The sequence below is a fragment of the Pseudomonas sp. FBF18 genome (assembly GCF_024261405.1).
In the GTDB taxonomy this organism is placed as follows: Bacteria; Pseudomonadota; Gammaproteobacteria; order Pseudomonadales; family Pseudomonadaceae; genus Aquipseudomonas; species Aquipseudomonas palmensis.
The window spans coordinates 178,557-197,707 of record NZ_QKRS01000004.1; the positions used below are offsets into that span (position 1 = coordinate 178,557).

Here is a 19,151-nt window from a genome sequence, read left to right on the forward strand (position 1 = left end):
CCGCGATTATGCACGTATCGCTCGGCAACCTACAGTCGGGTCTCCAAGTGGTCACCGAGAACAAGAGCCCGCCATGAGCATTCGAATTACCCACCTGAGCGTTCGCGATATCCGTTTCCCTACCTCGCTGTCGCTCGACGGCTCCGACGCGATGAACAGCGCACCGGACTATTCGGCGTCCTACGTGGTGCTGCACACCGACAGCCCCCTGGAAGGCCACGGCCTGACCTTCACCATCGGCCGCGGCAACGAGATCTGCGTGGCCGCGATCCAGTCGCTGGCACCGATGGTGGTGGGCCTGACCCTGGAAGAGATCACCGCCGACATGGGCGCCTTCTGGCACAACTTCACCGTGGGCGACAGCCAGCTGCGCTGGCTGGGCCCGGAAAAAGGCGTGATCCACCTCGCCACCGCCGCCATCATCAATGCCGTGTGGGACCTGTGGGCCAAGCACGAAGAAAAACCGGTGTGGAAGCTGCTGGCCGACATGAGCCCCGAGCAGCTGGTGCGCTGCCTGGACTTCAGCTACGTCACCGACGTGATCACCCCCGAGGAAGCCATCGCCCTGCTGCGCCGCAATGCGCCGGGCAAGGCCGAGCGCGAGGCGCAGATGCTGCGCGAAGGCTACCCGGGCTACACCACCGCACCGGGCTGGCTGGGCTACAGCGAAGAGAAGATGCGCCAGCTGACCCGCGAGGCCGTGGCCGATGGCTGGACCCACGTGAAGCAGAAAATCGGCGCCAACCTGGAAGACGACATTCGCCGCGCCGGTATCCTGCGTGACGAGCTGGGCTGGGAACGCACCCTGATGATGGACGCCAACCAAGTGTGGGGCGTGGACGAATCGATCGAGAACATGCGCCGCCTGGCCGCCTTCGCACCGCTGTGGATCGAGGAGCCGACCAGCCCCGACGACATCCTCGGCCATGCCACCATTCGCCAGCGCATCGCGCCGATCGGCGTGGCCACCGGCGAGCACTGCCACAACCGTGTGATGTTCAAGCAGATGTTCCAGGCCGGTGCGCTGGACTTCTGCCAGCTCGACGCGGCGCGCCTGGGCGGGCTGAACGAGGTGCTGATCGTGCTGCTGATGGCGGCCAAGTACGACGTGCCGGTGTGCCCGCATGGCGGGGGTGTGGGTTTGTGCGAATACGTGCAGAATATCGCGCTGTTCGACTACATCGGCGTTTCGGCCTCGCTGCACAACCGCGTGCTGGAATACGTCGACCACCTGCACGAGCACTTCATCGACCCGGTGGTGATCCGCCGCGGCCGCTACATGCCACCACTGCGCCCCGGCTACAGCATCGAGATGCACGCCGACACCCTGGAGCGCTACCAGTACCCGAACGGCCCGGTGTGGCTGGACATCGCCCGCACCTGATCGACACCCAAGCCCGCCGCCGCGCCCTGCGCGTCGGCGGGCCGCACCATCAATACCGGGGTTAACAATAATGACAATCCTCAATACCGCGACAGCGGCGGCCGCGCCCGCCGTGCCTGCCGAACAACGCCTGAACAGCCTGCTGCTGCGCAAACTGCTGCCGCTGCTGGTCATCGTCTACGTGATGAGCTTTCTGGACCGCACCAACATTGCCCTGGCCAAGGCCAGCATGGGCATCGACCTGGGGCTGTCGGCCGCTGCCTACGGCCTGGGCGCCGGGCTGTTCTTTCTGACCTACGCGCTGGCCGAGGTGCCAAGCAACCTGATCATGCACCGGGTGGGCGCACGTTTCTGGATCACCCGCATCATGATCACCTGGGGCCTGCTGTCGGCAGGCATGGCGTTCGTGCAGGGCGAGACCTCGTTCTACATCATGCGCCTGCTGCTGGGCGTGGCCGAGGCCGGGCTGTTCCCGGGGGTGATGCTGTACCTGACCTACTGGTTCGACCGCGAACAGCGGGCACGCGCCACCGGTTACTTTCTGCTGGGCGTGTGCCTGGCCAACATCCTCAGCGGGCCGCTGGGCGGTGCGTTGCTGCAGATGGACGGTTTGCTGGGCTGGCATGGCTGGCAGTGGCTGTTCGTGATCGAAGGCCTGCCGGCAGTGGCGCTGGCGTATGTGGTGTGGAAGAAACTGCCTGACGGGCCGGCCTCGGCCAAATGGCTGTCGGAGGCCGACAAGCGCGACATCGAGCAGCGCCTGAGCGCCGAAAAAGCCGCCGCGCCGCCACAGACCCGCCTGAGCCAGATGTTTCGCGACAAGCAGATCTGGCTGGCGATCGCGGTGTACTTCGTGCACCAGATCACCATCTACACGGTGATCTTCTTTCTGCCGGGCATCATCGGCACCTATGGCAACCTGTCGCCGTTCCAGATCGGCCTGCTGACCTCGGTACCGTGGATTGCCGCCGCCATTGGCGCCGCGACCTTCCCGCGCCTGGCCACCACCCCCACCCGCTGCCGGATGATCATGTTCTTCGGCTTGCTGACCATGGCGGCGGGGCTGGTGATTGCCTCGTTCTCCAACTCGTTCATCGGGCTGGTGGGCTTTTCGCTGACGGCGCTGATGCTGTTCGTGGTGCAATCGATCATCTTCGTGTTCCCGTCCAGCCGCCTGAGCGGCAGTGCACTGGCGGCGGGGCTGGCGTTCGTGACCATGTGCGGGCTGTTCGGCGGGTTCGTCGGGCCGTCGGTGATGGGGTTGATCGAGCAGACCACCGGCAGCACGCGCAACGGGCTGTGGGTGATCGCCGGCCTGCTGGTGCTGGCGGCGCTGATCAGCACGCGGTTGCGTCAGGGGCAGGAGGAGAAGGCTCAGGCCTGAGCCCATCTCGAATCGGCGCTGCCTGCATCGCGGGTCAAGCCCGCTCCCACAAGGATCATCGCGGTCCGTGTAGGAGCGGGCTTGACCCGCGATGGCGTTCATATCATTCCGAATGATAGTTACCTTCGCCCCATTCGATTCGTTGTTAATAGTTACAAATCGCAGAATCCGCCCACTCTCAATACATTGGCGGATCTATCCATGGAACACTCACTCAAACCCTTGCGCTATCCCCTTGCTGCCCTGGCACTGGTGGTGATGAGTGCCTGTGGTCGTACCCCGGAGGCCCCGCAAGCGCCCGGTGCGCCGAAAGTCACGGTGGCCAAGGTGCTGGAGCAGCCCATCAACGAATGGGACGAGTTCACCGGCCGCCTCGAAGCCCCCGAAACCGTCGAAGTACGCCCGCGCGTGTCCGGCCAGATCGACCAGGTAGCCTTCACCGAAGGTGCCCAGGTCAAGAAAGGCGACCTGCTGTTCCAGATCGATCCGCGCCCGTTCCAGGCTCAGGTACGCCAACTTGAAGCCCAACTGCAACAAGCCCGCGCCACCGCCACCCGCAGCCAGACCGAAGCCCAGCGCGGCGAGCGCCTGCGCAGCAGCAACGCGATTTCCGCCGAACTCGCCGAGTCGCGCACCAGTGCCGCCGCCGAAGCCCGCGCCGGGGTGGCCGCGATCCAGGCGCAGCTGGACCTGGCCAGGCTGAACCTGAGCTTCACCCGCGTGACCGCGCCCATCAGCGGCCGTGTCAGCCGCGCCGAGTTCACCGCCGGCAACATCGTCACCGCCGATGTCACCGCGCTCACCAGCGTGGTGTCCACCGACAAGGTCTACGCCTACTTCGACGCCGACGAGCGCGTGTACCTCAAGTACACCCAGCTGGCCCGCGACGGCCAGCGCGGCCAGAGCACCCCGGTGTACCTGGGCCTGTCCAACGAAACCGGCAACCCGCACCTGGGCCAGATGAACTTCGTCGACAACCAGGTCAACCCCAAGACCGGCACTATTCGCGGTCGCGCGGTGTTCGACAACAGCGACGGCCAGTTCACCCCCGGGCTGTACGCACGCCTGAAACTGGTCGGCAGCGCCACCTATTCGGCCGTGCTGATCAACGACGAGGCCGTGGGCACCGACCTGGGCAAGAAGTTCGTGCTGGTGATGGACAAGGACAACAAGGCCGATTACCGCGCCGTGGAGCTGGGCCCCAAACTCGAAGGCCTGCGTATCGTGCGCAGCGGCCTGAGCAAGGAAGACCGCATCGTGGTCAAGGGCCTGCAGCGTGTACGCCCTGGCTCGCCGGTCAGCCCTGAAGAAACCCCGATGGCCAGCGACACCACCCTCGCCGCCCTCGCCCAGCAACGCCAGGCCCTGGAAGCCAGCACCCCGAGCAAGCCGGTCACGGTCAAGCTCGCCAGTGCCGCGGCACCACGCGGTTAAGGGACCAGACCGATGAATTTTTCCCAGTTCTTCATTACCCGGCCGATCTTCGCCGCCGTGCTGTCGCTGCTGATCCTGATCGCCGGCAGCATCTCGCTGTTCCAGCTGCCGATCAGCGAATACCCCGAGGTGGTACCGCCCACCGTGGTGGTGCGCGCCAACTTCCCCGGTGCCAACCCCAAGGTGATCGGCGAAACCGTGGCCGCGCCGCTCGAGCAGGCCATCACCGGTGTCGAGAACATGCTGTACATGTCCTCGCAGTCCACCGCCGACGGCAAGATCACCCTGACCATCACCTTCGCCCTGGGCACCGACCTGGACAACGCGCAGGTGCAGGTGCAGAACCGTGTGACCCGCACACAGCCCAAGCTGCCCGAGGAAGTCACGCGTATCGGTATCACCGTCGACAAGGCCTCGCCCGACCTGACCATGGTGGTGCACCTGACCTCGCCGGATAACCGCTACGACATGCTCTACCTGTCCAACTACGCGATCCTCAACATCAAGGACGAGCTGGCTCGCCTGGGTGGCGTGGGTGACGTGCAGCTGTTCGGCATGGGCGACTACTCGCTGCGCGTGTGGCTGGACCCGAACAAGACCGCCTCGCGCAACCTGACTGCCAGCGACGTGGTGGCTGCCATTCGCGAGCAGAACCGCCAGGTGGCCGCCGGCCAGCTCGGTTCGCCGCCCGCCCCCGGGGCCACCAGCTTCCAGCTGTCGGTCAACACCCAGGGCCGCCTGGTGAGCGAAGAGGAATTCGAGAACATCATCATCCGCTCCGGCGCCGACGGTGAAATCACCCGCCTCAAGGACATCGCCCGGGTGGAGCTGGGCTCCAGCCAGTACGCCCTGCGTTCGCTGCTCAACAATCAGCCGGCGGTGGCGATCCCGATCTTCCAGCGCCCTGGCTCCAACGCCATCGAGATCTCCGACGAAGTACGCGCCAAGATGGCCGAGCTGAAGAAGGACTTCCCCGAGGGCATGGACTACAGCATCGTCTATGACCCCACCGTGTTCGTGCGCGGCTCGATCGAAGCGGTGGTGCACACCCTGTTCGAGGCGCTGATCCTGGTGGTGCTGGTGGTGATCCTGTTCCTGCAGACCTGGCGCGCCTCGATCATCCCGCTGGTGGCGGTACCGGTCTCGCTGATCGGCACCTTTGCGGTGATGCACCTGTTCGGCTTCTCGCTCAACGCGCTGTCGCTGTTCGGGCTGGTGCTGGCCATCGGTATCGTGGTGGACGACGCCATCGTGGTGGTGGAGAACGTGGAGCGCAACATCGAGCTGGGGCTCAACCCGCTGGAGGCGACCAAGCGCGCCATGAGCGAAGTGACCGGGCCGATCATCGCCACCGCGCTGGTGCTGTGCGCGGTGTTCATCCCGGCGGCGTTCATCTCCGGCCTGACCGGGCAGTTCTACAAGCAGTTCGCCTTGACCATCGCGATTTCCACGGTGATCTCGGCGTTCAACTCGCTGACCCTGTCGCCGGCGCTGGCTGCGGTGTTGCTCAAGGGCCATCACGCCCCCAAGGACCGCTTCTCGAAACTGCTCGACCGCCTGCTCGGCGGCTGGCTGTTCAAGCCGTTCAACCGCTTCTTCGAGCGTGCCAGCCATGGCTACGTGGGCACCGTGGGCCGCGTGATCCGCAGCAGCGGCATCGCCCTGTTCGTGTACGCCGGGCTGATGGTGCTGACCTGGATGGGCTTTGCCGCCACCCCGACCGGTTTCGTGCCCGCCCAGGACAAGCAGTACCTGGTGGCCTTCGCGCAACTGCCGGATGCGGCCAGCCTTGACCGCACCGAATCGGTCATCAAGAAGATGAGCGAGTTCGCCCTCAAGCAACCGGGTGTGGCCGACTCCATCGCCTTCCCGGGCCTGTCGATCAACGGGTTCACCAACAGCCCCAACAGCGGCATCGTGTTCGTCGCACTCAAGTCGTTCGACCAGCGCAAGGACCCCAGCCAGTCGGCCGCGGCGATTGCCGCCACGTTGAACGCGCAGTACGCCGACATCCAGGAAGCCTACATCGCGATCTTCCCGCCACCGCCGGTTCAGGGGCTGGGTACCATCGGCGGTTTCCGCCTGCAGATCGAAGACCGTGGCAACCTGGGCTACGAGGCGCTGTACAAGGAAACCCAGAACATCATCGCCAAGAGCCACAACGTGCCGGAGCTGGCCGGGCTGTTCACCAGCTACCAGGTGAATGTGCCGCAGGTGGATGCCGCCATCGACCGTGAGAAGGCCAAGACCCACGGTGTGGCGATCAACGATATCTTCGACACCCTGCAGATCTACCTGGGCTCGCTGTACGCCAACGACTTCAACCGCTTTGGCCGTACCTACCAGGTCAACGTGCAGGCCGAGCAGCAGTTCCGCCTGGATGCCGAGCAGATCGGCCAGCTCAAGGTGCGCAACAACCAGGGCGAGATGATCCCGCTGGCGACCTTCATCAAGGTCAGCGACACCTCCGGGCCGGACCGCGTGATGCACTACAACGGCTTCATCACCGCCGAGATCAACGGTGGCGCAGCACCCGGCTACAGCTCCGGCCAGGCCGAACAGGCCATGGCAAAACTGCTCAAGGAAGAGCTGCCCAACGGCATGACCTTCGAATGGACCGAGCTGACCTATCAGCAGATCCTGGCCGGCAACACCGCGCTGTTCGTGTTCCCGCTGTGCGTGCTGCTGGCGTTCCTGGTACTGGCTGCCCAGTACGAGAGCTGGAGCCTGCCGCTGGCGGTGATCCTGATCGTGCCGATGACCCTGCTGTCGGCCATTACCGGGGTGATCCTGTCCGGTGGCGACAACAACATCTTCACCCAGATCGGCCTGATCGTACTGGTGGGGCTGGCGTGCAAGAACGCGATTCTTATCGTCGAGTTCGCCAAGGACAAGCAGGCCGAAGGGCTCGACCCGCTGGCTGCGGTGCTGGAAGCCTGCCGGCTGCGGCTGCGCCCGATCCTGATGACCTCGTTCGCCTTCATCATGGGTGTGGTGCCGCTGGTGTTCTCCTCCGGGGCCGGCGCCGAAATGCGCCATGCCATGGGTGTGGCGGTGTTCTCCGGGATGATCGGGGTGACGATTTTCGGCCTGTTGCTGACCCCGGTGTTCTTTGTGTTGATCCGTCGTTATGTAGAGCGCAGCGAGGCCCGCAAGGCGGCCCGCCAGCTGCAGCTGGAGAACCAGGCATGAACCACTTGAAACTGTGGGCACCGAGCCTGCTGGTGCTGGCCCTGGCCGCCTGTGCGGTCGGCCCGGACTACCAGGCCCCGCACACCGACGCCGCGCACCTGGCGGCGGCCGATGCGCAGGAGGCCAAGGCGGCCTTCGACCGCACCCGCTTCGATGCGATCTGGTGGCGTCAGTTCGACGACCCGGTCCTCAACCAGCTGGTGAGCCAGTCGCTGGCCGACAACCGCGAGCTGCGCGTGGCGTTTGCGCGCCTGAAGGCGGCGCGGGCGATCCGTGACGATGTGAGCAACGATGCGCTGCCCACCGTCACCAGCCGCGCCAGCAGCGACCTGGGCAAGGGTCAGATACCTGGCCAGACCGACCGCCGGGTCAACAGCGAGCGCTACGACCTGGGCCTGGACATGGCCTGGGAGCTTGACCTGTTCGGCCGCATTCAGCGCCAGCTGGAAGCCAGCGAGGCGCAGGAGGCCGCGGCCCAGGCCGACCTGCAACAATTGCAGGTGAGCCTGATTGCCGAGCTGGTTGATGCTTATGGACAACTGCGCGGTGCGCAGTTGCGCGAGAAGATAGCCCTGGCCAACCTCAAGACCCAGCAGGATTCGCGCGGCATTACCGAAACCCTGCGTGATGCGGGGGTTGGCAACGAACTGGACGTGGTGCGCGCCGATGCGCGCCTGGCGGCGGTAGAGGCCAGCGTGCCGCAGCTGCAGGCCGAGCAGGTGCGTGCGCGCAACCGCATCGCCACCTTGCTGGGGCAGCGGCCGGATGCGTTGAGTGTCGACCTGTCGCCGGCGCAGTTGCCGGCGATTGCCAAGGCCCTGCCGATTGGCGACCCGGGCGAACTGCTCAAGCGTCGCCCGGATGTGCGCAGTGCCGAGCGCCAGCTGGCGGCGGCCACGGCGAATGTTGGGGTGGCCACGGCCGACCTGTTCCCGCGGGTGAGCCTGAGCGGCTTCCTGGGCTTTACCGCAGGGCGTGGTTCGCAGTTGGGGTCGAGTGCGGCGCAGGCGTGGGCACTGGGCCCGAGCATCACCTGGGCGGCGTTCGACCTGGGCAGTGTGCGGGCGCGTCTGCGCGGCGCGAATGCCGAGGCCGAGGGTGCGTTGGCGACCTATGAGCAGCAGGTGCTGCTGGCGTTGGAAGAGTCGGAGAATGCGTTCAGCGATTACGCCAAGCGTCAGCAACGGCTGATGGCGCTGCTGCGCCAGAGCGAGGCGAGCCGCAAGGCCGCGGACCTGGCGTCGATTCGTTACCGTGAAGGTACGGTGGATTACCTGGTGCTGCTGGATGCCGAGCGTGAACGGCTTACTGCCGAGGACGCGCAGGCGTTGGGCGAGGTGGACCTGTATCGCGGGATCGTGGCGATCTACAAGGCACTCGGTGGTGGCTGGCAGACCGACAGCGTGGCTGCGGCGAACTGATTCAGAGCTCCTTTGGTTGGTTAGCACCGACCACTTTGCCCCGCCATTGGCGGGGCTTTTTTTTGTGGCCTGAACGCAGTTTGCCTGTCGCCGTACGGCAAATCGCGGGTCAAGCCCGCTCCCACAACGGCTACGGTGATCCTTGTGGGAGCGGGCTTGACCCGCGATTGGGCATAACTGTCAGTAGTAGGCGTTTTCTTTCTGCGAATGGTCGGTCACGTCACGCACGCCCTTGAGCTCCGGAATGCGTTCGAGCAAGGTGCGCTCGATGCCTTCGCGCAAGGTCACGTCGGCCTGGCCGCAACCCTGGCAACCACCGCCGAACTGCAGCACCGCAATGCCGTCCTCGACTACTTCGATCAGGTTGACCTGACCGCCGTGGCTGGCCAGCCCCGGGTTGATCTCGGTTTGCAGGTAGTAGTTGATGCGCTCGTTGATCGGGCTGTCGGCATTGACCATTGGCACCTTGGCGTTCGGCGCCTTGATGGTCAGCTGGCCGCCCATGCGGTCGGTGGCGTAGTCCACCACCGCATCCTCCAGAAACGGGATGCTGACCGCATCCAGGTAGGCGGTGAAGGACTTGAGCCCCACCGCTTCGTCTTCCGGCTTTTCTTCACCTGGCTTGCAGTAGGCAATGCAGGTTTCGGCGTAGCTCGTACCCGGCTGGGTAATGAAAATGCGAATGCCAATGCCTGGGGTATTCTGCTTTTCCAGCAGATCGGCCAGGTAATCGTGCGCGGCGTCGGTAATCGTTATGGCGCTCATGTAAGTTCCTCACAGACTTGTGCGCAGTTTACGCCAACACGGCCGGCGAACAAAGTCCTAGTAATTCTGTCGGGAAAGTGCCACCGGCACCGCCGGGCCCAGACGCGCCTCGAACCAGCCGCTCATGCGCCGGTACAGGCCCTTTTCCAGCCAGCGGTAACTGGCCCACGACGCCCCGCCGATCAGCGGCACGCACAGCGCGAACACCAGGTAGGGGTTGAGCCCCAGACGCTTGCTGGCAAACCAGCCGCCGTACAGCACCAGCACATGGATCAGGTACACCGAATAGGAGCAGTCGCCCAGTGCCTTGAGCACCCGGTTGCCCTTGAAATACGGCTCCAGCGAGATGCACGCCAGCACGATCAGCGCGCTCGGCAGGCCCCAGTGCAGCAGGCGCGACGAATTATCCAGGCGATAGATCGCCACCGATGCGGCCGCCAGGGTCAGCAATGGCAGCCACAGCCCCTGGGCAATCCAGCCGCGTCGGTAGAGCACGCCGATGGCTACGCCCAGCAGGAACTCGTAGATGATGTTGTTGCTGTAGAACCGCCCCAGCACGCCCAGGCCGGTGAGCACCTCGCTGACCGCGAACAGCGCCAGCGCCACCAGCCACAGGTGATGGCGCTGGCGCACCAGGAACACCAATGAGAACAGCAGGTAGAAGAACATCTCGTAGTTCAGCGTCCAGCCCACGTTGAGCGTGGGGTACAGGCCATAGCCGCCGGGGTTTTCCGCCGGAATGAACAGCAGCGACAGCAGCAGGTGCGACAGCTCCAGGGTCTGGTGCGGCATCCACTGGCTGGCCACCACCAGCAGCAGCGCCATCAGGCCGGTATAGAACCAGTAGGCCGGCACGATGCGCAGCACCCGGTTGAGCAGAAAGCGCCGGGGCGCCATGGGTTTGTCGCGGGTCGAGAGGTAGATCACCAGCCCGCTGATGACGAAGAAGATGTCCACCCCGACCGCACCGCGATCGGCCAGAAACTGCCCTACCGGGCCGCTGGCCTTGAAGTCGAAGAAGATCTGCATGAAGTGGTGACAGACCACCACCCAGGCGGCGAGCGCCCTCAATGCCTGAAGCGAAAACAGCATGTCGATTCCCGTCTCTCGTTACCCCACCCTGGCCCCGCACAAATCGGGACCGCTTGCGGGTGGGACTACGAAAGGCCGGGAAAGATCAGCCCGATCTGCCCGGCGGTTGCCTCAGAGGTTCTCGTAGCGGTTCATGTCGAGCACGCCGGCCTCCACCGGATCGGTCTGCTGGATGTAGCGGCTCAGGTCATGAAAGTACTGCCAGAACTGCGGGTGGCTGCGGCGCACGCCCCAGCGCATGACGATGCGCTCGAAGCGGGCCGGATCGTCCCGCGCCGCCTCCATGTCCTCGACCCACTCGGGCACGTCGCTGGCCGGAATGTTGAACATGAAGTTGGGGTAGCTGCTCATCACCCCCGGGTAGAGGGTCAGGGTGTCCAGCCCCGGCTGGTAGCGGTAGGCCTCGCCGAGCATGAACGCCACGTTGCTGTGGGCGCGGTTGCGCAGCAGGCTGTAGACCTTGCGCTGGCCGCCCTGCCCTTCGATGCGCAGCATGGTCGCCTCGGGCAACTGGCCGATCACCTTGAGCCCGGCCGCCGGGCGCGAGGCCAGCCGGCTCAGGGCCTGCTCCACGTCACGGAACTCCTCGCTGCCGGGCAGCGAGCAGTACGCGCCCTGGCAGCGGTTGATCGGGTCGGGCGCGGCGTTCAGGCTGCCGGTGCGCTCCACCAGCTTGAGGCCGAAGTCGCGCTTGGGGTCGCGCGGGTCGAGCTTGAGGGCGGTCGGGGTCTTGCTGTCGATCGCCTCGTAGTCCAGCCACATCTTGACCTTGCCGCTGTTCTGGTACCAGTCGCCGAGGATGTCGCTGCGCTGCTTGGCCGGCATCAGGCGCAGGAAGTTGACCTCGGCCCCGTTGCGGATCAGGTCGAAGTACAGGCGCGTCTGCGCCTGGTGCGAGACGTTGCCGTACACGTCGAAATTCACCGCCAGCTGGTAATAGGTGCGCTCGAACAGCGGGTAGTCGAACAGCCACAGGGTCTTGGGCACATCACCGATCAGGCCCTTGCTCACCGAGGCGCTGTCGAAGTGGCGGAAGATGGTCAGCAAGGCATTGTCGTTGCCGGCCCACAGGCTCGACCAGCTCGGTGGCGGCAGGTCGGCATAGGCGTCGCGGCGCAGTTTTTCGTACTCGTTGCGCTTGTCGCGGTAGGCGTGCCACAGGGTCAGGATGCTGCCCACGTCGTCGATCTGACCGGGCATCGCCAACAGGGGCGTGGCCTTGCCGCGGTACTCGGCATCGGTGATGTAGCGGTCGTGTGCCGGCTCCTGGAACAGGGTCCAGAAGTTGTCGCGGATCACGTCGGTGGCGATCTGCCCACGGCATACCGGGCCGCGAATGAAGGTGCGCACGAAGTACTCGGCGTTATCGAGCATGAACTGGTAGCGCGCTATCGCCGGGATCGCCTCGAAGGTCTCGAACGGGTTGGCGCGGTGGCGCGGGCCGTAGCCAGGCAAGGCCGTGGCATGCCAGTCGCCGCTGTAGAACAGCTGCTTGACGCGCTTGAGCTTGTTCGGCCCCATCGGGTAGGTGATGTGGGTCTTGTGCACGATCACGCCCTGCACGGGCATCAGGCGGTAGTAGAAGTCGGTGCCGGGCGGATCGTTGGGGCGGCGTGTGGCGATCAGGTCGATCGGCTGGCCGCTGGGCGTGCGCGAGCGTACCCACTGGAAGAAGTGGCCCTGCTCGCCGCCGACAAAGTAGATGTGCGCCAGGAACAGGTGCTCGTACAGCCAGCGCCCCACCAGCGCCTCGGTGGACCCGGGGCGGTTGAGCAGCGCCTCCCATTCGGTGATCTGCGCGGCCTCGCTGGCACTTGGCTGGATCGGGTTGTACTCCACCGGCGCACCGGCGGCGAACCAGCGCTGCAGGGTCTGGTACTCGGCATCGGTAAGGCCGGTGACGGCCAGCGGCATGCCCTCCCTGGGGTGGGCGCCGGCGTAGGCGTCGAACTCGCCGGGCAGCGGGCACATGTTGTTGCGGTTGAGCCCCAGCACGATCTCCTCGGGCAGCTTGGCGTTGGGGGTGAGCGGCGTGTTGTGGCCCAGCTCGAGCATGCGCGCCATCAGCGCGGCCTGGCTGCCCTGGCTGTCGAGCACCGAACTGAAGCCCTTGCGCTGCCAGGCCTCGACGCTGTGCGCGTCGTAGAACAGCCGGGTCGGCGCGACCGCCGTACTGCGGTCGCCCTGATACACAGGCACCTTGGAGGCACCGCGCGCGGCGCCCTCGGCACTGCCCAGGTTCAGCTGGCAGGCCGCGTCGTTGCAGGCATGGCAGGCAACGCACTTCTCGGTGAAGATCGGTTGGATGTCCCGGGTATAGGAAATAGCCGGGCTTGTGACGGGGGCTTGTCCGAGCGCCGCGCCGCTGATGAGCAGTGCGAAGGCGCCGGCAAGTAAACGATGCACCATGTGCCGAATGTCCTGGGTATTGATAGCTTCACGATTCTACCGGTGGCGGCAGCGTGCCAACATGAATCAAATTCATGCAAACCGGCAACACGCCTAAAAACCGCGCAGGTTTGTTATTATTCCGCAACTTTTGTATTTGCCCGACCAGGTAGTCCTATGTCTGACCGCAGCGCCCGTTACCAAGCACTTCAGCAAGCCCTCAAAGAGCGCATACTGATCCTCGATGGCGGCATGGGTACTATGATCCAAAGCTACCGCCTGGAGGAACACGACTATCGTGGCACGCGCTTTGCCGACTGGCCTAGCGACGTCAAGGGTAACAACGACCTGCTGCTGCTTTCGCGCCCCGACGTGATCGCGGCCATCGAGAAAGCCTACCTGGATGCCGGCGCCGACATCCTCGAAACCAACACCTTCAACGCCACCCAGGTATCCCAGGCCGACTACGGCATGGAATCGCTGGTGTACGAACTCAACGTGGAAGGTGCGCGCATCGCCCGCCAGGTGGCCGATGCCAAGACCCTCGAAACCCCCGACAAGCCGCGCTTCGTCGCCGGGGTGCTGGGCCCCACCAGCCGGACCTGCTCGATCTCCCCGGATGTCAACGACCCCGGCTACCGCAACGTCACCTTCGACCTGCTGGTGGAAAACTACATCGAGGCCACCCGCGGCCTGATCGAGGGCGGCGCCGACCTGATCCTGATCGAGACCATCTTCGACACCCTCAATGCCAAGGCGGCGATCTTCGCCGTGCAGCAGGTGTTCGAGGACGACGGCATCGAGCTGCCGATCATGATCTCGGGCACCATCACCGACGCCTCGGGCCGTACCCTCTCGGGCCAGACCACCGAGGCGTTCTGGAACTCGGTGCGCCACGCCAACCCGATCTCGGTGGGCCTGAACTGCGCACTGGGCGCCAAGGATCTGCGCCCCTACCTCGAAGAGCTGTCGAACAAGGCCGGCACCCACGTTTCGGCGCACCCCAACGCCGGCCTGCCGAACGCCTTCGGCGAGTACGACGAGACCCCGGCCGAAACCGCCGCGGTGATCGAAGAGTTCGCCGCCAGTGGCTTTCTGAACATCATCGGCGGTTGCTGCGGCACCACCCCGGGGCATATCCAGGCCATCGCCGAGGCAGTGGCCAAGTACCCGCCACGGGCGATCCCCGAGATTCCCAGGGCCTGCCGCCTGTCGGGCCTGGAGCCGTTCACCATCGACCGCAGCTCGCTGTTCGTCAACGTCGGCGAACGCACCAACATCACAGGTTCCGCCCGCTTCGCGCGGCTGATCCGTGAAGAGAACTACACCGAGGCGCTGGAAGTGGCCCTGCAGCAGGTCGAGGCCGGCGCCCAGGTGATCGACATCAACATGGACGAAGGGATGCTCGATTCCCAGGCGGCCATGGTCAAGTTCCTCAACCTGATCGCCGGCGAACCCGACATCTCCCGGGTGCCGATCATGATCGACTCCTCCAAGTGGGAAGTGATCGAGGCCGGCCTCAAGTGCATCCAGGGCAAGGGCATCGTCAACTCGATCTCGATGAAGGAAGGCGTCGAGGCGTTCAAGCACCATGCCCGCCTGTGCAAGCGCTACGGCGCCGCCGTGGTGGTGATGGCCTTCGACGAGGTCGGCCAGGCCGATACCGCCGCCCGCAAGCGCGAGATCTGCAAGCGCAGCTACGACATCCTGGTCGATGAGGTGGGCTTCCCGCCCGAAGACATCATCTTCGACCCGAACATCTTCGCCGTGGCCACCGGCATCGAGGAACACAACAACTACGCGGTGGACTTCATCGAGGCCTGTGCCTACATCCGCGACCACCTGCCGTATGCACTGACCTCCGGCGGGGTATCCAACGTGTCGTTCTCGTTCCGTGGCAACAACCCGGTGCGCGAGGCGATCCACTCGGTGTTCCTCTACCACGCGATCCAGAACGGCCTGACCATGGGCATCGTCAACGCCGGCCAGCTGGAGATCTACGACGAGATCCCGGCGCTGCTGCGCGAGAAGGTCGAGGACGTGGTGCTCAACCGCACCCCCGACGGCACCGATGCGCTGCTGGCGATTGCCGACGACTACAAGGGCGGCGGCGCGGTCAAGGAGGTCGAGAACGAGGAGTGGCGTTCGCTGCCGGTGGACAAGCGCCTCGAGCACGCCCTGGTCAAGGGCATCACCGCGTTCATCGTCGAGGACACCGAGGAGTGCCGCCAGCAGTGCGCGCGCCCCATCGAGGTGATCGAGGGGCCGCTGATGAGCGGCATGAACGTGGTGGGCGACCTGTTCGGCGCAGGCAAGATGTTCCTGCCCCAGGTGGTCAAGTCGGCGCGGGTGATGAAGCAGGCGGTGGCTCACCTGATCCCGTTCATCGAACTGGAAAAAGGCGACAAGCCCGAGGCCAAGGGCAAGATCCTGATGGCCACGGTCAAGGGCGACGTGCACGACATCGGCAAGAACATCGTCGGCGTGGTGCTCGGCTGCAACGGCTACGACATCGTCGACCTGGGCGTGATGGTACCGGCCGAGAAGATCCTGCAGGTGGCGCGCGAGCAGAAGTGCGACATCATCGGCCTGTCGGGGCTGATCACCCCGTCGCTGGACGAAATGGTGCACGTGGCCCGCGAGATGCAGCGCCAGGACTTCCACCTGCCGCTGATGATCGGGGGGGCAACCACCTCCAAGGCGCATACCGCGGTGAAGATCGAGCCCAAGTACAGCAACGACGCGGTGGTCTACGTGACCGACGCCTCGCGTGCGGTGGGCGTGGCCACGCAGTTGCTGTCCAAAGAGCTCAAGCCGGCCTTCGTGCACAAGACCCGCGAGGACTACGTGGAGGTGCGCGAACGCACCGCCAACCGCAGCGCGCGCACCGAGCGCCTGAGCTATGCGCAGTCGATCGAGGCCAAGCCGAAGTACGACTGGTCTGACTACCAGCCGGTGGCACCGACCTTTACCGGTACCCGCGTGCTGGAGAACATCGACCTCAAGGTGCTGGCCGAGTACATCGACTGGACGCCGTTCTTCATCTCCTGGGACCTGGCTGGCAAGTACCCGCGCATCCTCAACGACGAGGTGGTGGGCGAAGCGGCCACCGCCCTGTTCGCCGATGCACAGGAAATGCTGGCCAAGCTGATCGACGAGAAGCTGATCAGTGCCCGCGCGGTGTTCGGCTTCTGGCCGGCCAACCAGGTGGCGCACGACGACATCGAGGTGTACGGCGATGACGGCCAGCCCCTGGCCCTGCTGCACCACCTGCGCCAGCAGACGATCAAGCCCGACAGCAAGCCCAATTTCTGCCTGGCCGACTTCGTGGCGCCCAAGGACAGCGGCATCACCGACTACGTGGGCGGCTTCATCACCACCGCCGGCATCGGCGCCGAGGAAGTGGCCAAGGCCTACCAGGACAAGGGCGACGACTACAGCTCGATCATGGTCAAGGCCCTGGCCGACCGCCTGGCCGAGGCCTGCGCCGAGTGGCTGCACGAGCAGGTGCGCAAGGAGTACTGGGGCTATGCCAAGGACGAGCACCTGGACAACGAGGCGCTGATCAAGGAGCAGTACGCGGGTATCCGCCCTGCCCCGGGCTACCCGGCGTGCCCGGACCACACCGAGAAGGAAACCCTGTTCCGCCTGCTCGACGGCACGGCGATCGGCGAGACCGGCCCGAGCGGCGTGTTCCTCACCGAGCACTTCGCGATGTTCCCGGCGGCGGCGGTCAGCGGCTGGTACTTTGCCCACCCGCAGGCGCAGTACTTTGCCGTGGGCAAGGTCGACAAGGACCAGGTCCAGAGCTACACCGCGCGCAAGGGGCAGGACCTGGCGGTAACCGAGCGCTGGCTGGCGCCCAACCTGGGGTACGACAACTAAGCGCTGGTGAGGTAAGGGTCTACACTGAGCTGAAGCCTTTTACAGGAGCAGATCATGGAAGACCCGGCCGAACACAAACCGCCGACCTTCTGGCAAATGCTGCACAGCGTGCTGGCTGCAGCCTTTGGCGTGCAGACCGGCAAGAACCGCGCCCGCGACTTCACCCACGGCAAGCCCGCGCACTTCATTGCGCTGGGCACGGCCTTCACGCTGGTGTTCATCCTGGTGCTGATAGGGCTGGTTCAGCTGGCGATGCACCTGACGGCACGCTGAATCTGTTCTGCCCCCATCGCGGGTCAAGCCCGCTCCCACACGGGCATTGCTGATCCGTGTGGGAGCGGGTTGACCCGCGGTAGGCCGCAATCGACCTTCAGGGCTCCAGCCCGATCCCGCGCAGTATCACACTGGTCACCGTCTGCAACGCCCGCTCGAACTGCGGTTCGCTCAGCGGCTGGTGCGCGTTGAGCAGGTTCACCTGGTGGCTGAAGTCGGCGTAGTGCTGGGTCGAGGCCCAGATCATGTACAGCAGCCCCGAGGGCTCCACCGGCAGAATCCGCCCGTCCTCGACCCACTGGCGAATCTTGCCCTCCTTGAGCTTGGCCCATCCGTACAGGCTGTCATCCAGCGCCGCCCCCAGGTGCGGCGCACCGTGGATGATCTCGTTCGCCCACACCTTGGAACCGTGCGGGCGGGTCCAGGAATGGTTCATCTTGGCGCGGATATAGGTGCTGAGCACGATGCGCGGGTCATCGTAGAGCTCGAAGCACAGGGCGTCCTGCTTCCACACTTCCAGCAAGCCGAACAGCACCGCCTGGTACAGCTCGGCCTTGGTGCTGAAGTAATAGTGCACGTTGCTGCGCGGCAGCGCGGCGGCCTCGGCGATGTCGGCCATGGCCGTGCCGGCAAAGCCCTTCTCGGCAAAGACCTTTTCTGCTGCCAGCAGGATGCTGTCGACATTGCGCTGGCGAATGCTGTGCTTGTGCGCGGCCATGGGCGGGTCCGTTGCGGATGACCCTGCAAGGCTACCACCGCCAGGGCAATTCGTGCCGCACGCTCAAAAAAGTTGTGCCGCGGGCGGTGTTTTTCAGCGCCGTGCGCTGTCCGATACTGCGCATCACGGCATTACATCCCAAAGAAGAGGACGCACTCCATGACTATTCCCCTGCTCGGCCTGGGCACCTTCCGGCTCAAGGACCAGGTGGTCATCGACTCGGTCAGCCAGGCCCTCGAACTGGGCTACCGGGCCATCGACACCGCGCAGATCTACGGCAACGAGGCCGACGTCGGGCACGCCATCGCCACCAGCGGCGTTGCACGCAACGAGCTGTTCCTGACCAGCAAGATCTGGACCGAGAAGCTGGGCGCCGACAAGCTGATCCCCAGCCTGAAAGAGAGCCTGCACAAGCTGGGCACCGACTATCTGGACCTGACCCTGATCCATTGGCCGTCGCCCAAGGGCGCCGTGCCGGTGGCCGAGTTCATGGGCGCCCTGCTCGAAGCGAAGCGCCAGGGCCTGACCCGCCAGATCGGCGTGTCCAACTTCACCATCGCCTTGCTGCGTCAGGCCATCGAGGTGGTGGGCGCCGAACAGATCGCCACCAACCAGATCGAGCTGCACCCCTACCTGCAGAACCGCACGCTGGTGGATTTCATGCACGAACAGGGCATCGCGGTGACCTCCTACATGACCCTGGGCTATGGCAAGGTGCTGCACGATCCGCTGATCCAGCAGATCGCCGAACGTCATGGCGCCACCCCGGCGCAGGTGGCCCTGGCCTGGGCGATGCAGCTGGGCTATGCGGTGATCCCCTCCTCGACCCGGCGTGAAAACCTGGCCAGCAACCTGAAGGCAGCAGAGCTGCGCCTGAGCGAACAGGACATGGCACAGATTGCCGGCCTGGACAAGGGCGAGCGCCTGGTCGACCCCGAGTCGCTTGCACCCGCCTGGGACTGATCAACCGCGGTCGGTGCACACCTTGGCCAGTTTCAGGTACTGCACGGTGTGCTGCCGGCCGGCAGAGTCCACGTAGGTCATGTACGCCTTCACCACGTCGCAGACCTCGGTGGCCGGCTCGTCCAGTTGCACCACGCGCGCCACGTCCAGTGGCATGCCGTACTGATAGACCGTGGTCGTCTGGGCCTGGGCGGCACCGGCCAGCAACAGCGCCAGGGGCAGCAGCATTCGCAGCGTCATGACAGTTCTCCC

General features: G+C 65.1%; 13 protein-coding genes. 8 read left to right on the top strand and 5 right to left on the bottom strand.

Annotation, left to right across the window (positions count from 1 at the left end):
• Positions 1 to 73: 73 nt before the first annotated feature.
• The 5 genes from DN387_RS08800 to DN387_RS08820 all read left to right on the top strand — a co-directional run bounded on the left by DN387_RS08800 (position 74) and on the right by DN387_RS08820 (position 8,815).
• Complete coding sequence (locus DN387_RS08800; RefSeq protein ID WP_043864071.1) at positions 74 to 1,384, top strand: L-fuconate dehydratase; 1,311 nt, start codon at positions 74 to 76, stop codon at positions 1,382 to 1,384.
• Between the two features lie 70 nt (positions 1,385 to 1,454).
• On the top strand, positions 1,455 to 2,768 hold the full coding sequence (locus tag DN387_RS08805; RefSeq protein WP_043864072.1) for an MFS transporter: 1,314 nt from the start codon (positions 1,455 to 1,457) through the stop codon (positions 2,766 to 2,768).
• A 201-nt stretch (positions 2,769 to 2,969) separates the two neighbouring features.
• Positions 2,970 to 4,202, top strand: a complete 1,233-nt coding sequence (gene mexE / locus DN387_RS08810; protein ID WP_043864073.1) for a multidrug efflux RND transporter periplasmic adaptor subunit MexE — start codon at positions 2,970 to 2,972, stop codon at positions 4,200 to 4,202.
• A 12-nt stretch (positions 4,203 to 4,214) separates the two neighbouring features.
• Positions 4,215 to 7,394 carry an efflux RND transporter permease subunit gene (locus tag DN387_RS08815; RefSeq protein ID WP_054914324.1) on the top strand — a complete coding sequence of 1,060 codons (3,180 nt, stop codon included), beginning with the start codon at positions 4,215 to 4,217 and terminating at the stop codon, positions 7,392 to 7,394.
• A complete protein-coding gene (locus tag DN387_RS08820; protein WP_043864075.1) occupies positions 7,391 to 8,815 on the top strand; it encodes an efflux transporter outer membrane subunit in 1,425 nt (474 codons plus the stop codon). Before DN387_RS08815 ends, DN387_RS08820 begins: the two co-directional genes overlap by 4 nt.
• Positions 8,816 to 8,995: 180 nt before the next feature.
• Here the strand turns inward: DN387_RS08820 and nfuA are convergent, their stop codons facing one another.
• The 3 genes from nfuA to DN387_RS08835 form a co-directional block, all read right to left on the bottom strand.
• Positions 8,996 to 9,580, bottom strand: coding sequence for a Fe-S biogenesis protein NfuA (gene nfuA / locus DN387_RS08825; protein ID WP_043864076.1), 585 nt, complete (start codon positions 9,578 to 9,580; stop codon positions 8,996 to 8,998).
• A 57-nt stretch (positions 9,581 to 9,637) separates the two neighbouring features.
• Positions 9,638 to 10,672: an acyltransferase gene (locus DN387_RS08830; RefSeq protein ID WP_054914323.1), complete on the bottom strand. Its 1,035-nt coding sequence runs from the start codon at positions 10,670 to 10,672 to the stop codon at positions 9,638 to 9,640.
• Between the two features lie 111 nt (positions 10,673 to 10,783).
• Positions 10,784 to 13,081 (bottom strand): fatty acid cis/trans isomerase, encoded by a 2,298-nt coding sequence (locus tag DN387_RS08835; RefSeq protein WP_054914322.1) that lies wholly within the window; start codon positions 13,079 to 13,081, stop codon positions 10,784 to 10,786.
• Positions 13,082 to 13,237: 156 nt separating this feature from the next.
• Between DN387_RS08835 and metH the strand changes: the two genes are divergently transcribed.
• Both metH and DN387_RS08845 read left to right on the top strand, forming a co-directional pair.
• On the top strand, positions 13,238 to 16,945 hold the full coding sequence (gene metH / locus DN387_RS08840) for a methionine synthase (protein ID WP_236171903.1): 3,708 nt from the start codon (positions 13,238 to 13,240) through the stop codon (positions 16,943 to 16,945).
• Positions 16,946 to 16,999: 54 nt separating this feature from the next.
• Positions 17,000 to 17,218: a DUF2970 domain-containing protein gene (locus DN387_RS08845; protein WP_043864080.1), complete on the top strand. Its 219-nt coding sequence runs from the start codon at positions 17,000 to 17,002 to the stop codon at positions 17,216 to 17,218.
• A gap of 97 nt (positions 17,219 to 17,315) precedes the next feature.
• Here DN387_RS08845 and DN387_RS08850 read toward each other — a convergent pair whose 3' ends face one another.
• The gene (locus DN387_RS08850; protein ID WP_043864081.1) at positions 17,316 to 17,936 is read right to left on the bottom strand and encodes a TetR/AcrR family transcriptional regulator; all 621 of its coding nucleotides are present in this window, start codon (positions 17,934 to 17,936) and stop codon (positions 17,316 to 17,318) included.
• A 159-nt stretch (positions 17,937 to 18,095) separates the two neighbouring features.
• On the opposite strand from DN387_RS08850, the gene dkgB reads away from it, so the two are divergent.
• Positions 18,096 to 18,899, top strand: coding sequence for a 2,5-didehydrogluconate reductase DkgB (gene dkgB, locus DN387_RS08855; protein ID WP_054914320.1), 804 nt, complete (start codon positions 18,096 to 18,098; stop codon positions 18,897 to 18,899).
• Here the strand turns inward: dkgB and DN387_RS08860 are convergent, their stop codons facing one another.
• The gene (locus DN387_RS08860; protein ID WP_043864083.1) at positions 18,900 to 19,139 is read right to left on the bottom strand and encodes a DUF2790 domain-containing protein; all 240 of its coding nucleotides are present in this window, start codon (positions 19,137 to 19,139) and stop codon (positions 18,900 to 18,902) included.
• Positions 19,140 to 19,151: the final 12 nt, after the last annotated feature.

Coding starts and splice junctions, on each gene's coding strand:
- DN387_RS08815 (WP_054914324.1), top strand. CDS start 4,215: ATGAATTTTTCCCAGTTCTTCATTACCCGGCCGATCTTCGCCGCCGTG.
- dkgB (WP_054914320.1), top strand. CDS start 18,096: ATGACTATTCCCCTGCTCGGCCTGGGCACCTTCCGGCTCAAGGACCAG.
- DN387_RS08805 (WP_043864072.1), top strand. CDS start 1,455: ATGACAATCCTCAATACCGCGACAGCGGCGGCCGCGCCCGCCGTGCCT.
- DN387_RS08830 (WP_054914323.1), bottom strand. CDS start 10,672: ATGCTGTTTTCGCTTCAGGCATTGAGGGCGCTCGCCGCCTGGGTGGTG.
- metH (WP_236171903.1), top strand. CDS start 13,238: ATGTCTGACCGCAGCGCCCGTTACCAAGCACTTCAGCAAGCCCTCAAA.
- DN387_RS08850 (WP_043864081.1), bottom strand. CDS start 17,936: ATGGCCGCGCACAAGCACAGCATTCGCCAGCGCAATGTCGACAGCATC.
- DN387_RS08860 (WP_043864083.1), bottom strand. CDS start 19,139: ATGACGCTGCGAATGCTGCTGCCCCTGGCGCTGTTGCTGGCCGGTGCC.
- DN387_RS08800 (WP_043864071.1), top strand. CDS start 74: ATGAGCATTCGAATTACCCACCTGAGCGTTCGCGATATCCGTTTCCCT.
- DN387_RS08845 (WP_043864080.1), top strand. CDS start 17,000: ATGGAAGACCCGGCCGAACACAAACCGCCGACCTTCTGGCAAATGCTG.
- mexE (WP_043864073.1), top strand. CDS start 2,970: ATGGAACACTCACTCAAACCCTTGCGCTATCCCCTTGCTGCCCTGGCA.
- nfuA (WP_043864076.1), bottom strand. CDS start 9,580: ATGAGCGCCATAACGATTACCGACGCCGCGCACGATTACCTGGCCGAT.
- DN387_RS08835 (WP_054914322.1), bottom strand. CDS start 13,081: ATGGTGCATCGTTTACTTGCCGGCGCCTTCGCACTGCTCATCAGCGGC.
- DN387_RS08820 (WP_043864075.1), top strand. CDS start 7,391: ATGAACCACTTGAAACTGTGGGCACCGAGCCTGCTGGTGCTGGCCCTG.